At 59.0% G+C, this 13,226-nt stretch carries 10 protein-coding genes; 1 reads left to right on the top strand and 9 read right to left on the bottom strand.

Going from position 1 to position 13,226, the window contains the following annotated elements:
• Nucleotides 1-15 precede the first annotated feature (15 nt).
• The 9 genes from purB to QE432_RS21710 all read right to left on the bottom strand — a co-directional run bounded on the left by purB (nucleotide 16) and on the right by QE432_RS21710 (nucleotide 9,707).
• Nucleotides 16-1,323 (bottom strand): adenylosuccinate lyase, encoded by a 1,308-nt coding sequence (gene purB, locus QE432_RS21750; RefSeq protein WP_025593893.1) that lies wholly within the window; start codon nucleotides 1,321-1,323, stop codon nucleotides 16-18.
• Between the two features lie 107 nt (nucleotides 1,324-1,430).
• Nucleotides 1,431-1,967 (bottom strand): hypothetical protein, encoded by a 537-nt coding sequence (locus tag QE432_RS21745; RefSeq protein ID WP_306625604.1) that lies wholly within the window; start codon nucleotides 1,965-1,967, stop codon nucleotides 1,431-1,433.
• A 61-nt stretch (nucleotides 1,968-2,028) separates the two neighbouring features.
• A complete protein-coding gene (rpe, locus tag QE432_RS21740; protein WP_003515995.1) occupies nucleotides 2,029-2,706 on the bottom strand; it encodes a ribulose-phosphate 3-epimerase in 678 nt (225 codons plus the stop codon).
• A gap of 132 nt (nucleotides 2,707-2,838) precedes the next feature.
• Nucleotides 2,839-3,918: a branched-chain amino acid ABC transporter substrate-binding protein gene (locus QE432_RS21735; RefSeq protein WP_050923875.1), complete on the bottom strand. Its 1,080-nt coding sequence runs from the start codon at nucleotides 3,916-3,918 to the stop codon at nucleotides 2,839-2,841.
• Nucleotides 3,919-4,802: 884 nt separating this feature from the next.
• Nucleotides 4,803-5,222, bottom strand: coding sequence for an NUDIX domain-containing protein (locus tag QE432_RS21730; protein ID WP_111799518.1), 420 nt, complete (start codon nucleotides 5,220-5,222; stop codon nucleotides 4,803-4,805).
• A 32-nt stretch (nucleotides 5,223-5,254) separates the two neighbouring features.
• Complete coding sequence (locus QE432_RS21725) at nucleotides 5,255-6,769, bottom strand: DEAD/DEAH box helicase (protein ID WP_019567097.1); 1,515 nt, start codon at nucleotides 6,767-6,769, stop codon at nucleotides 5,255-5,257.
• A 219-nt stretch (nucleotides 6,770-6,988) separates the two neighbouring features.
• Nucleotides 6,989-8,305, bottom strand: coding sequence for a M23 family metallopeptidase (locus QE432_RS21720; RefSeq protein ID WP_306625601.1), 1,317 nt, complete (start codon nucleotides 8,303-8,305; stop codon nucleotides 6,989-6,991).
• Nucleotides 8,306-8,394: 89 nt separating this feature from the next.
• The gene (locus QE432_RS21715; protein ID WP_065660807.1) at nucleotides 8,395-9,225 is read right to left on the bottom strand and encodes a ferritin-like domain-containing protein; all 831 of its coding nucleotides are present in this window, start codon (nucleotides 9,223-9,225) and stop codon (nucleotides 8,395-8,397) included.
• Between the two features lie 14 nt (nucleotides 9,226-9,239).
• Nucleotides 9,240-9,707, bottom strand: a complete 468-nt coding sequence (locus QE432_RS21710; protein WP_141193918.1) for a peroxiredoxin — start codon at nucleotides 9,705-9,707, stop codon at nucleotides 9,240-9,242.
• 118 nt (nucleotides 9,708-9,825) lie between these two features.
• Here QE432_RS21710 and QE432_RS21705 point away from each other — a divergent pair, with 118 nt between their 5' ends.
• Nucleotides 9,826-13,209, top strand: a complete 3,384-nt coding sequence (locus QE432_RS21705; protein WP_306625599.1) for a YhdP family protein — start codon at nucleotides 9,826-9,828, stop codon at nucleotides 13,207-13,209.
• The last annotated feature ends 17 nt before the right edge of the window (nucleotides 13,210-13,226 follow it).

Genomic DNA, 13,226 nt, shown 5'->3' with positions numbered 1-13,226 from the left:
TTCGGGAGCCTCGCCTCAGGCGTTGCCGAAGACGCGGGCGAAGATCGTGTCGACATGCTTGGTGTGGTAACCGAGGTCGAATTTTTCGCGGATGACGCTTTCGGGAAGGGCGGCGCGCACTTCCTCGTCGCCCAGCAGTTCCTCAAGGAAATCCGCACCCTGTTCCCAGACCCTCATGGCGTTGCGCTGCACCAGACGGTAGGCGTCCTCGCGGGAAACGCCGGCCTGCGTCAGCGCCAGAAGAACGCGCTGCGAGTGCACGAGGCCGCGGAACTTGTTCATGTTCTTCAGCATGTTGTCGGGATAGATCACCAGCTTTTCGATGACGCCGGCAAGGCGGTTCAGCGCAAAATCGAGGGTGACTGTGGTGTCGGGGCCGATGGCGCGCTCCACGGAAGAGTGGCTGATGTCACGCTCATGCCAGAGCGCCACGTTTTCAAGCGCTGGAACGACCGACATGCGCACCAGGCGGGCAAGGCCCGTGAGGTTTTCGGTGAGAACCGGGTTACGCTTGTGCGGCATCGCCGACGAACCCTTCTGGCCGGGAGAGAAGAACTCTTCCGCTTCCAGAACCTCGGTGCGCTGCATGTGGCGGATTTCGATGGCGACGTTTTCGATCGACGAGGCGATGACGCCGAGGATGGCGAAGAACATGGCGTGGCGGTCACGCGGGATGACCTGCGTGGAGACCGGCTCGGGCACGAGGCCGAGCTTTGCGCAGACATGTTCCTCGACGCGCGGATCGATATTGGCGAAGGTGCCGACAGCACCGGAGATCGCGCCCGTGGCGATTTCCGCGCGCGCATTGACGAGACGCTCGCGGTTGCGATGCATCTCGGCGTAGAAGCGGGCGAAGGTCAGGCCCATCGTGGTCGGCTCGGCGTGGATGCCGTGGCTGCGGCCGATGCGTACCGTGTTCTTGTGTTCGAAAGCGCGGGTCTTGAGCGCAGCCAGCACGCGGTCCATATCGGCCAGCAGCAGATCGGCGGCGCGGACGAGCTGGATGTTGAGGGTTGTGTCAAGCACGTCGGACGAGGTCATGCCCTGATGGATGAAGCGGCTGTCGGGACCGACGAATTCCGCAAGGTGCGTCAGGAAGGCGATGACGTCGTGTTTGGTGACGGCCTCGATCTCGTCGATGCGGGCGACGTCGAAAGTCGCGCTGCCGCCTTTTTCCCAGATTGTCTGTGCGGCCGATTTCGGAATGACGCCGAGCTCGGCCAGCGCGTCACAGGCATGCGCCTCGATCTCGAACCAGATGCGGAATTTTGTTTCCGGCGACCAGATGGCGACCATTTCCGGCCGGGAGTAACGAGGGATCATGGCAATGACTTTCTTTGTGGAGGAATTTTGCTGCCCGTTTAGCAAAGTGTTCCGCGAATCTCAATCTATCAAGCCTGCGCATCGGCTCGATGCGTACATTCAAAATGCTAGAGCGTCCGTTGTACGTCCGAACGGATGCGTGGCGTTCTGTGCGCACGGCGGCAAAGGATGGCTCCTGCCAGCGCAAGCGGAATGGCGGCAAACGGAAAATAGAGGCCGAGGCCGAGAATGCAGAACTGGTAGATCGCGCCAAGCGAGGTGAAAAATTGCTGGAAAAACCAGATGCGGGAAAATGCCGGCGCGTGCCATTGCGCATAAAAGATGCGGTACTGGAGCGCGAAAAATGCCGCCGCGACGGCGATCGTGAAAAAAGCGATGGCAAGGCAGCTTGCCGCAAAGCGCAGCGGCAGGCTGGTGGATGCGGGCAGGAAGCGCAAGGCAACCATGGCCAGCGGCCAGCCCAGGAGACCGCCGAAGAAGAACAGCACGGCGATATCGGCGGCATGGTCGGTTTCCAGCCGGTTGCGGAGATAGAGGCCGAGGGTAGCGGTGGCTGCCGAGATGGCGGCCCAGACAAGCGGAGCGAGGAGCGAAAACAGCGCTGCCGGGATGACGTCGTGGAAATTCCGCCTGTCGCTGTTCATCAAAGCCCCCACCCAAACGCCCTGCCGTCCCGTCTCCGGTGTATCCGGCTGCTGCGGCGGGTCAGGACCGGGCGGCTTCCGACACCGAGCGCAACAACGAAACCGTCTTGCGATAGTCTGCGACACCATCGCCCTTGAAGACGGCCGAACCGGCCACGAGTGCGTTGGCACCGGCTGCGACGATGGCGCCGGCAGTCTCCGCCGTCACGCCGCCGTCCACTTCAAGTTCGATCGGCCGGTCGCCGATCATGGCCTTTGCCGCACGGATCTTGTCGAGCATGGCCGGAATGAATTTCTGTCCACCGAAACCGGGATTGACGCTCATGATCAGTACGAGATCGACATCGTCAAGCACGTTTTCGATGACCGAAAGCGGCGTGGCGGGGTTGAGCGTCACGCCGGCCTTCCTGCCGAGCGTGCGGATGGTCTGGAGTGAGCGATGGAGATGCGGGCCTGCCTCCGCATGGACGGTAATGCCGTCGCAGCCGGCCTTGGCAAAGGCTTCGAGGTAGGGATCGACGGGGGCAATCATCAGGTGGCAGTCGAAAAAGGCATTGCTGTGCGGGCGGAGCGCCTTGATGACGTCAGGACCGAACGAGATGTTTGGCACGAAATGGCCATCCATGACATCGAGGTGGATCCAGTCTGCTCCCGCTTCCGTCACATCGGCGACTTCCTGTCCCAGCTTGGCGAAATTGGACGCCAGAATGGACGGTGCAATCCGGATGGGCAGGGACATGGGGCAAACTCCTCTCGACGCGTTGCGTAAGCTGCCTTTAGCATCAAGTATCAGGGTTTGAAACGGCTTGTCGCGCGGTTGCCGCCGGTTTTCAGCCGCAGCTTACTGAATTTCCAGCGATACCGGCTTCACCTATTGTCTTTCGGCCTTGTCCGCCTGTTCGAAACGCTGGCCGTTCCAGCGCTGCAGGCGATAGGGATTGTCTGCAAGCTCATGCGAAGGGTTGAAAGCGATATCGCCTAGCACGGTTTTGAAGACGGTACCGTTCGCCAGTATCTCCGGTGCGGGTTTCCCTTGGGATTGGGCTGCTTCGGCAAGCGCCGCAGTCAGTTCCGCAGCCGCATAGGAGGGCAGGACGTAACCTTCCGGCTCGATATTGGCGGCACGCAATTCGCCGGCGACGGCCTGTGCCGAAGGCAATGTGTCATAGGCCGGGCGCGTGACCGCTAGCACATTTGCCGCAAGTGGCACGGGGTTGTTTGCCGCATTCATGGCGTCGCCGCTCATGATGGTGAGCGGAATGTTTTCGGAGCCGGCGTCTCTGGCGACAATCGCCACGTCGTTGCGTTCCGCGCCGATGAAGACATGGGTGATGCCGGTGCGCCCCAGCCGGCGTACAAGCGCCACCTGTTGCTCCTGTGCCGGGCGCAGCGTATCGGTGAGTGTCGGTTTCAGCCCGTTCTCCTCCAGCGCCGAACGGATGCGATCTACCAGATCGCGACTGAAGATCGTGCCATCATCCACGAGTCCAATGGAATGTCCCTTCCAGTCGCGCAGGATGATTTCTGCGGCCCGGTCCGATTCGGCTTTGTCCGATGGCGCTAGGCGGAAAAGCGGCCAGCTGTATTTCAGAGCGTCTTCCATCAGGATCGGGGCACGGCTGGAAAGCGTGATTGCTGGAATGGCGGCTGACTTCAGAGGCGGCAGAACGCCCTGAAGCGTTTCCGTGCACAAAAAACCGATTGCCGCGCTGACCTTGGCGGCCACGAGACCATCGGCAATCGCGCCGCCGCTGCCGTCTTCGCAGCTTTCATGGATTTCGACGACATCTAGCCCGAGCTTGGCGGCCGCGGCCTTCGCGCCCTGCCTGACCTGTTGCCCCAGCAGTTCGTATGGGCCGTTCTGTGGGGCAACGATGCCGATCGACGCCGCGCATGCTGAGCCCGCAAAGGCAAAACCGGCGATGATCGTTAGCAGGCGAAGTGAAAGCATGACGTGCGCGAAATCCTGTTGTCCCGGTTTGATGTTTATCGGCAACAACTGGTTTTCCAAAGGAAAAATCGCTGATACCCATCATAATCGCACATCATCGTTCACTGCACGGCCGTTTTGATCGCAACTCATCCAATTTGAAACAACAGTCTGCAATAACGCGTTATGGTTGTATATATTCAATGTGATCGCGCGCGATTGTTTTTTGCCGAGATTCATCTTTTTAAGGTCGGCAATTCACTCTGTAATTTCATAAAAGCGGAAGTACTGCTCGTCATGGTTTAGAGCATTTTTACTTTATAAAACTGTAACATGCAGTGCGTATAAGCACAGTTTTATAAGGGCGGGTTTGCGATTTTGCCTTTTATAGTGCACCCCAATAAAATGCACATTTTATTTCCACTTATCTAATTTATTGATTTAAAAAGAGAATATACATATTTCTCTGCGCGTTATTTGTGCTTTGCCATGTTTTTTTCGCATTTGCGAGAAGATCTGCTTGACGAAAAGTAAATGGTTAGATTAGATATAGGTGTTTCAGGGGACGACTGAAATTGGCTGTAAAAAGCCTCGGAAGTGTTCCGAACTTAAGCACTGCCAAACTATATTACATTCTATATTCTATTATTTTTATTACGTATAAACCGCTTCGGGCAACCGAGGCGGTTTTTTATGTGATGCTAATTTAAGCAATTTTAAATTGCATTCGAAAAGCTTCGCGAAAAGATATTCTTCCAGCATTGGGTTTTCCGAAAGCAAATCGCGCAGGAGCGTCGCGTCTGTCGCAGGCGAGGCCTGTTTTTAGTGTAGCTCAAGGCGCCGTTGAAAGCCGCGAAAAGCCCACGCCGGTCAGCGCTGATGCTGCTTCCGTCCGCTATGCGGCTTTATTTCGTCAGAGCAGCCAGCGCGTCTTTTGCAAAGGCAGAGATGGGTTCGGGAAGGTTATCGGGGTCGAACCAGCCGATATCGGAAAGCTTGTCCGGTTCTGTCAGTACCGGCTCACCCTGCGCGTCGCGGGTGACGAAGATCAGCGAGACCCAATGGTGCCGGTCTGCGACATTGATATATTCGCTATGACAGAGAAATTCGACCTTGCCGATTGTCAGCCCGGTCTCTTCTTCAGCTTCTCGCCGTGCTGCGGCGAGGGATGATTCAAGGTGATCGACTTTGCCGCCCGGAATATTCCAGTATCCGGCTTCCGGCGCTTTCAAGCGCCGGCATAAAAGCAGGCGGCCATCACGCAATATGGCAAGCCCAACGCCGACGCCTGGAAAATCTTGTCCTGGCTTGATCGTCGGCGTCATGCGTATTGTTTCCTGCGTCAGGCCGTCGGGGCTCAGCCCTTGGCGTTGGCCACGATCAGCATGAAAGCGGGAATGTCATCGCCGAAACCAACAGGCGTCGGGCCATCGTCATGGTCACGGTAATGGCGGCGACGGTCACGGTTGTCGTCATTGGCGTGCAGCGGGTTCAGGTTGCGGCTGTTGCGCTCGGAATTGCGCGGGGTCTTTTCCGGTCTGCGTTCTGCCTTCACCTTGTCTTCTCCGTGAGCCGCGATGTCCGTATCCACAGTGGTGGATTGTGCACCCTGATTGATGTTTTCGACCGGCGATGCAGGTGCATCGCGACGGTTTCTGTCGCGGCCTCTGCCGCCACGTTCCTTGGTGCCCCGGCGGCCGGTATTGCTTTCAAAGCTTTCCATGGGCGCGGGGAGGGAGGACAGGTCACCGTTCAGCCATTCGACCTTCTCGGTGATCAGCTTTTCGATCGCGTCGAGATATTTCGCATCGCTCTTGGTGACGAGGGTGAAGGCCTTGCCCGAACGGCCAGCACGACCGGTACGGCCAATGCGGTGGACATAGTCTTCGGCATGAATGGGAACGTCGAAGTTGAAGACGTGGCTGACATCGGGAATATCAAGACCGCGGGCTGCAACGTCGGAAGCGACCAGCAGCGTCAGCTGACCGTCCCGGAAGTTCTGCAGCATGGTCGTGCGCGAACGCTGGTCCATGTCGCCATGCAGCGCGCCAACGGAAAAGCCGTGACGATCCAGCGAACGGAAGAGGTCGGCAACGTCCTTTTTGCGATTGCAGAAAATGATCGCGTTCTTGAGTTCGGCTTCTTCGGCACGGACGAGATCGCGCAGGACAGCGCGTTTCTCATAGTCCTTGTTGTGCGAAGCGACGATGCGCTGGGTAACGGTCTTTGCCGTGGAGGAGGGCTTGGCAACCTCGATACGGGTCGGGTTCTGCAGGAACCGGTCGGCAAGCTTCTGGATTTCCGGCGGCATGGTGGCCGAGAAGAACAGGGTTTGCCGGGTAAAGGGAATCATCTTGGCGATGCGTTCGATATCGGGAATGAAGCCCATATCCAGCATGCGATCGGCTTCATCGATCACGAGGATTTCAACGCCGGTCATCAGGAGCTTGCCGCGCTCGCAATGGTCGAGAAGGCGGCCGGGCGTGCAGATGAGAACATCGGCGCCACGCTCAAGCTTGCGGTCCTGATCTTCAAAAGAAACGCCACCAATCAGAAGGGCGACGTTCAGCTTGTGATTCTTGCCGTATTTCTCGAAGTTTTCGGCTACCTGTGCCGCCAGTTCGCGGGTCGGCTCGAGGATCAGCGTGCGCGGCATTCTTGCGCGTGCGCGGCCTTTTTCCAGCAGTGTGAGCATCGGCAGAACGAAGGATGCGGTTTTCCCCGTGCCGGTCTGTGCGATACCGCAGATATCACGCTTTTCGAGAGCGGGCGGAATTGCGCCAGCCTGAATGGGTGTCGGCGTCGTGTAGCCGGCATCTGCAATAGCGGAAAGAACTTTTTGGCTCAGGCCAAGATCAGAGAATGTTGTCAAAGGAAGAACTTTTTCCGTTCTGGTTCGGTAAGAATACCTGCGTGCCGCTGCGACACTTGCAAAGACTTGGCGCGGGGATATGCCCAAATTGCCAGAAAGTCAAGGAAACAACCGGAAATGCGCGCGAAACGGCGAGACGATGGCGAGGCTTTTGAGCCTTGGACGCGGTTTCGGGCGATTTATCGCAAAAAGGGCGAAAAAAGCGTTAAAATCGGACTGCTATTTGAGATAGGTTTTAAGCTCGGCCCCGGCGACCAGAAACCGCATCGGATCAACAGGCGTGTCGTTGCGGCGGACCTCGTAATGTACGTGCGGACCGGTGGAGCGGCCGGTGCTGCCAGCACGGCCAACGATGTCGCCGGCCTCCACCTTGTCGCCGGCTTTGACCAGAATGGTGGAGAGATGGCCGAATCGCGTCGATACGCCCTGGCCGTGATCGATCTCGACCATATTGCCGTAGCCGCCGGAGTTTTCCGCAACCGTCACCTTTCCAGCGCCCGTCGCCTTGACGTCGGCGCCTGTTTCGGCGCGAAAATCGATGCCGGTATGTAAGGCAGGCCGTCCAAGGAAAGGGTCGAGCCGGTTTCCGAATCGGCTGGTGATCGCCCTGCCGGGAGCCGGATTGCCAAAGGGCAGGGCGGTTGCGGTTTCCTTCACGATATCCAGCCGGTTGAGCGCATTGTCTAGATTGGTCAGAGACATATTGAAGGGATCGGTTTCATTCCCCTGCGGATCCGCATAGGGGCCGCCGACACCGTCCGTGTCACTTTCGTCGATTTTCAGACCCGCCTGCCGGATGATATCCTGCATCGCGCTTGCCTTGTCCTCGGCGTCGCTGGTCAGTCTGGCGATCCGTGATATCTGCTGGCGTTCGATATCCTTCAACGACAGCGTGACCTTGGAAAACACGCGGTCGGCGCGGTCGGAAGGCGTTTCGCCGTTTTCGGGCACATAGGACGCCCGCTTGTCGGTTCCGGCTGGCTTTTCCGGCTGCGACGGGCGGGGCGCCATCAGATTTTCTATGGCGGAGAGGCCACCTGTCAGATCGGCGCGTTTTTCCGGTGCCATCGCGTTCGAGAGCGAGGAGGGCGCGGTTTGAATGGGGGCCGTGGCCGTGGAGGCGGCGATGCCGGAATTTTCCGCGCGCTCCAGCAATTCGCTCATCCGTCCGTGTCTTGACGTGAGTGCCGCCTGCTGTTGGAGCAGCTTTTCCACTTTCTTTTCAACCACCTGCTGGTCGAGCAATTGTCTTGAGGTAACGCGGTCCACCTGCGCCCTCAGCGCGGCGATACGGTCTTCGTAATCGTGCTGCATGCGGGTCTGGCGCGCCATGGTCGCGCCGATCAGGTCGTCACGCAGGATGAGATAGCCGGTGGCGCCCAGATAACCGAGCGAGAAAAGGCCGATCGTGCAGCCGGCAAGCGCCGTCATCCAAGGCCGGATCGTCATGTGCCGGACCTTGTCACCGCTTGCCAGCACCAGAACGTGCTGCTGCCGCTTTTTGCCGAATACCCGGTTTTCCGCTGTATCAGTCAAAATCTCTCTCCGGACTGGCCGATTTCTCACAGGAAATCATACTTCGTTAAGGTTAACGAAGTTTTGCACCATGCGCCGGGCCGCGGGCGTCAGCCGCTGTTGCTGACAGCGGTGAGGGAGCGGTAAAAGGATGGCGTCAAACCGGCTTCGGCGCGGGCGAGGTCGTTGAAGGGCGGTTTCAACGGTCCGCGGAAATTGGCACGCACCAGTTGCCTGAAAGTTGCGGCCGGATCCTTCTTTTCACGGGCGCACAGGAAGCGAAACCATTTGGCGCCGATGGCGACATGGCCCTTTTCGTCATTGTAGATGACATCGAGAACGGCGGCGCTTTCAAGGTCTCCGGTTTCGCGCATCTTCGCCTGCAGGGAGGGCGTCACGTCCAGTCCGCGCGCCTCGAGGATGAGCGGCACGACTGCGAGCCGCGCGGTGAGGTCGTTGCGGGTTGAATGCGCCGCCTGCCAGAGCCCGTCATGGGCGGGCAGATCGCCGTAATCCGCGCCGAGGTTTCGCAGCCTTTCCCGCACCAGCCGGAAATGTTTCGCCTCCTCGAAGGCAACCTGCATCCAGCCGTTGAAAAAGGAATGCGGCACCGGCTCGCTGGCATAACGGGCGACGATGTCGAGCGCGAGGTCAACGGCGTTCAGCTCGATGTGGGCGATGGCGTGCAGCAGCGCTATGCGACCCTTGACGCTGTGGAGGGAGCGGCGCTCCACGGCGGTCGGCGGAACGAGTTCCGGTTTATCCGGCCTGCCCGGACGTTCGGGCAGGGGTGGATCTAGGGGGGAGCGCAGCGACAGGCGGCGCTCGAACCATCGTGTCGCCGTTTCCTGCGCCAGTGCGGTTTTTCTGTCGAGATCGGCGCAGGCAATCGCCTCGGTGGCGCCGCCGCGCAGCGAGATGATCCTGAAGGTGGGCGTCACGACAGGGGCGTCTCTCAGAGCTTCCGTACGGCGTCGAGAACGGCCTGTGCGTGGCCCGGAACCTTCACCTTGTTCCAGATTTCCGCGATCGTACCGTCAGGTGCTACGAGGACGGTGGTGCGTTCGACACCCATGTATTTTTTGCCATACATGCTTTTTTCCTTCCACACGCCGTAGGCCTCGAGCGCCTTCCGTTCCTCGTCGGCGGCCAGCATCACCGAAAGCTTGTGCTTTGCAGCAAACTTGTCGTGGCTTTTGACGCTATCAGGGGAAATGCCGATGACGACAGTATTGGCGGCCTCGAATTCCGCGCCAAGGGCACTGAAATCTATCGCTTCGGCGGTGCAGCCGGATGTGTCGTCCTTCGGGTAGAAATAGAGAACGACCGCCTTGCCTCGCAGGCCGGACAATGTCACCGTTCCTTCACCGTTGCGGGGCAAAGTAAAATCGGGGGCAGGGCTGCCAATCGTCAGTTCTGTCATAATCATCTTTCTTTCGCCGGGATGTTGAGTGAAAGTCGCCACATTCGATATATAGCGAAACCGGGCGTCGTCCAGTGTTGAGGCGAAACAAAAGCTATTCAGGGGCAAACACGGGCGTATGGCTGAAGTAAGGGGTGAAAAGGTCAAGTTCAGCAAGCGCGATATCGTTGCGCTGCATGATCTTCCTTCGGCGCAGGCCGAAGATCCTCTCATCGTGCATTGCCCGGCGCCGCGCTCCATGGCGCGTGCTCTCATCAAGATTTTCGCTGCTCTTTTCGTACTGGCCTTCCTGTCCATCGGCGGCATCATTGTCTCCGTCGAAACCGGATCGATCGACAATGCCCTTTCCAGCCAGGCGCAGCAGGCGCTCGAACGGGCGCTCGGACCCCACTACAGCGCGCGAATCGGTTCTTCGGCCATCAGGTTCTCGACCGGGCTGCGGCTTGCGCTGGTGGCGGAGGATGTGGATATCGTCGAGAAGGAATCCGGCCAGCATCTTAGCCGGGCAAGGGCCATCGGCATGGCGCTCGATCCGCTCGCGCTTTTGACCGGACGCGTCTCCGTGCAAAGTCTCGAGGCCGACGGGATGGAACTCGATACGGCCCTTTTGCCGAAGGGTAACGGTTTCGACCTCGCCAGCATCCGGCTGGACGCGGTGCCGCAGCAGTTGCAGGCGGCGTTTTCCCAGCTGGACAAATTGGCGCAGGCGTTTTTAAGCAGCGGAACCGAGGAAATCGATATTTCCAGCGTCTCGATCCACTTGCCACCGAGCGAAGCCGGCAAGCCACGCGTCGTTGAAGTGCGCGAGCTTTCGTTGACCCCTGACCAGCAGGGCGGATATTCGCTTGAGGGTGAAACGCTGTTTAACGGCGAAATCGCCAGCCTGTCGCTAAAGACATCGGGATCAGGCGGTGTGATAGACGGTTTCGACGCGCGCATCGACGGTTTCGACATCGGTCCTTTTCTGGAAAAATTCGATCCTGAAGGCAATCTTCATGAGGGGCTGAACGTCAAGACCGGTGTCAGCATCCTCGCCCGGCGTTCCATGCCTGGACATGAGCCGCGGCTGGAAATCTCGCTCGGCATGGGCAATGGAATGCTTCTTATCGGCGGCGAGGCTCAGCCCTTCACTGCCGGCACCGTCAACGCGCGCTACGATTTTCAGAAAAACAGTCTTGTCATTGGGAATTCGCGGATCGACCTTGGGCGAACGGCTATTCCGGTCACTGGGGAAATCACGGATACCCAAGTGGGCTTCGGTCTTTCGCTGCGGATCGACAATGCGGTTGCCTCGGCCGAAGCCTCTGGCGAAGACCCCGTTCCTTTCAGCTTGAAGGCGGATGGGCAATTCAATGTCGCGACCAGGCAGCTCGAGGTTCCCTCGCTATACGTTACCGGCCCTCTTGGAGACATGGCAGGCTCGCTGAAAATCCGCTTCGGCCAGGGCTCGCCTGAAATCAGTTTTGCCGGGCAGATTCCCAAGATGGAGGCCACGGCGGTCAAGCAGCTCTGGCCGTTCTGGATGGCGCACAAGCCGCGCGAGTGGGTGGTCTCCAATCTTTATGGCGGCACGGTCACGAACGGCTCGATTGCGATCTTCATTCCTCAGGGACGGATGTGCGGTCCCGGTTGCCCGCTGGTGCTGGGCGAGAGCGAAATGCAGATCCGCTTCGATATCGACGGCACGCGTCTCAATACCACCGGCGACATTCCGCCGCTGCGCGACGTTGATGCGCATTTCAATCTCGTCGGCAGCCGGATGAATGTCGATCTCAAGAACGCGACATCCTATTTCGCCTCCAATCGGTCGCTTGCGCTGGAGGACAGCCGGTTCTCCATGTCCGACGTCTATGCAAAGCCCCTGCTTGGAAATCTCGAGTTGAACGTTTCGGGCTCGGCCGATGCCGTGGCGGAGCTTGCGACGCTGAAGCCTATCAATGCGCTCAAGGATACGCAGTTCAAGCCGGATGACTTCACCGGCGACGTGACGGCGAATGCAAAGCTGACCGTCGGCATGCTTTCCAGCCAAAATCCACCGCCGCCGGTGTGGACGGCCGATCTCGATCTGAAGAACCTGTCGCTGACAAAACCGTTTGCCGGCCGCAAGGTGACCGCGCTTGACGGTTTCATGTCCATCAACGACCGGCAGCTCAAGCTTGAAGGCAAGGGCCGGGTGGACGATGTGCCGATGTCTATCGAGATGACGGAGCCGGTGCGCAAGAATAGCGACGTTGCTCCAACGCTGTCGCTGAAAGCAACCCTGAACGAGACGCAGGTCGCCAAGCTTGCACCGGAGCTTTCCACGGTTCTTGGCGGCACGACCGTTGTGGAAATCGATGGCGCGGATACGAAAAGTCAGGAGATACAGCTCGATCTGGCGAAGGCGTCTATCATTCTGCCGGGGCTTGGATGGAGCAAGGGCGTCGGTATTCCGGCAAAAGCGACCTTTACCCTGGAAAGCAGCGATGGCCGCACGACGATCAGTGATTTCTCCCTAACCGGGGACGGCTTCGGCGCTGCCGGAGATGTCACCTTCACCAAGAACGGGCTGATTTCGGCCGATCTCAGCCGCGTGCAATTGTCACCTTCCGACAATTACGCCGTCGCCGTCACTGCCTCCAAAAACGGATACACCATCAACGCTTCGGGAAAATCTGCCGATCTCCGGCCTTTCCTCTCAAAGCTTCGCAGTTCCTCAGGGGCAGGTGACGGCACATCGCGTTCGCAGCCGTCCCTTGCCATCAAGGCGCAACTCGACAAGGTCTACGGCTTCAATGACGAGATCCTTTCCAATGTCAGTGCCGATGTCAGTGTGCGTGACGGCAAGGTCCGTTCGGTTGATTTTCGCGGCGTCACCGGCAGGGGCCAGGCGGTTGTGGCGCAGACGACCAATCGCGGCGCGACGGGAACCGTGACGCTTACCAGCAGCGACGCCGGTTCTCTTGCCCGTTTCACCAATATCTACACCCGCATTCGCGGTGGTCTTCTCAATCTCGCACTCTCGACCGTCAACGGCAGCGACTGGAGCGGCTCGCTCGATCTGCGCAATTTCGCCGTCGTCAACGAAGCGAAGCTTCAGGATATCGTCGCCACGCCGACGGGCGATGACGGCCGGAGCCTTAACACGGCGGTCCGCCGCAATATCGATGTCAGCTCGGAGAAATTCCAGCGCGGTTTTGCCCGGCTCGTTTACGTCAACGGCTCGGTTGCGGTGGAAAACGGCGTGGTGCGCGGCGAACAGATCGGGGCGACCTTCCAGGGCCTGCTGAAAGACCAGAACGGCCGTATGGACATGACCGGCACCTTCATGCCCGCCTATGGCCTGAACCGGCTGTTCGGCGAGCTGCCCTTTATCGGCATTTTCCTCGGCAACGGCCGCGACCGCGGGTTGCTCGGCATCACCTTCAAGCTTTCCGGCCAGACGGACCAGCCGAAGCTGACAATCAACCCGCTGTCGCTGATAGCGCCGGGCGTCTTCAGGCAGATTTTCGAGTTTCAATAAAAAGGGCCGCTTCCGCG

Origin of the sequence: Agrobacterium sp. SORGH_AS_0745 (assembly GCF_030818995.1) — a bacterium.
Lineage (GTDB): Bacteria > Pseudomonadota > Alphaproteobacteria > Rhizobiales > Rhizobiaceae > Agrobacterium > Agrobacterium tumefaciens.
This window is presented reverse-complemented; position numbering and strand designations above follow the sequence as displayed.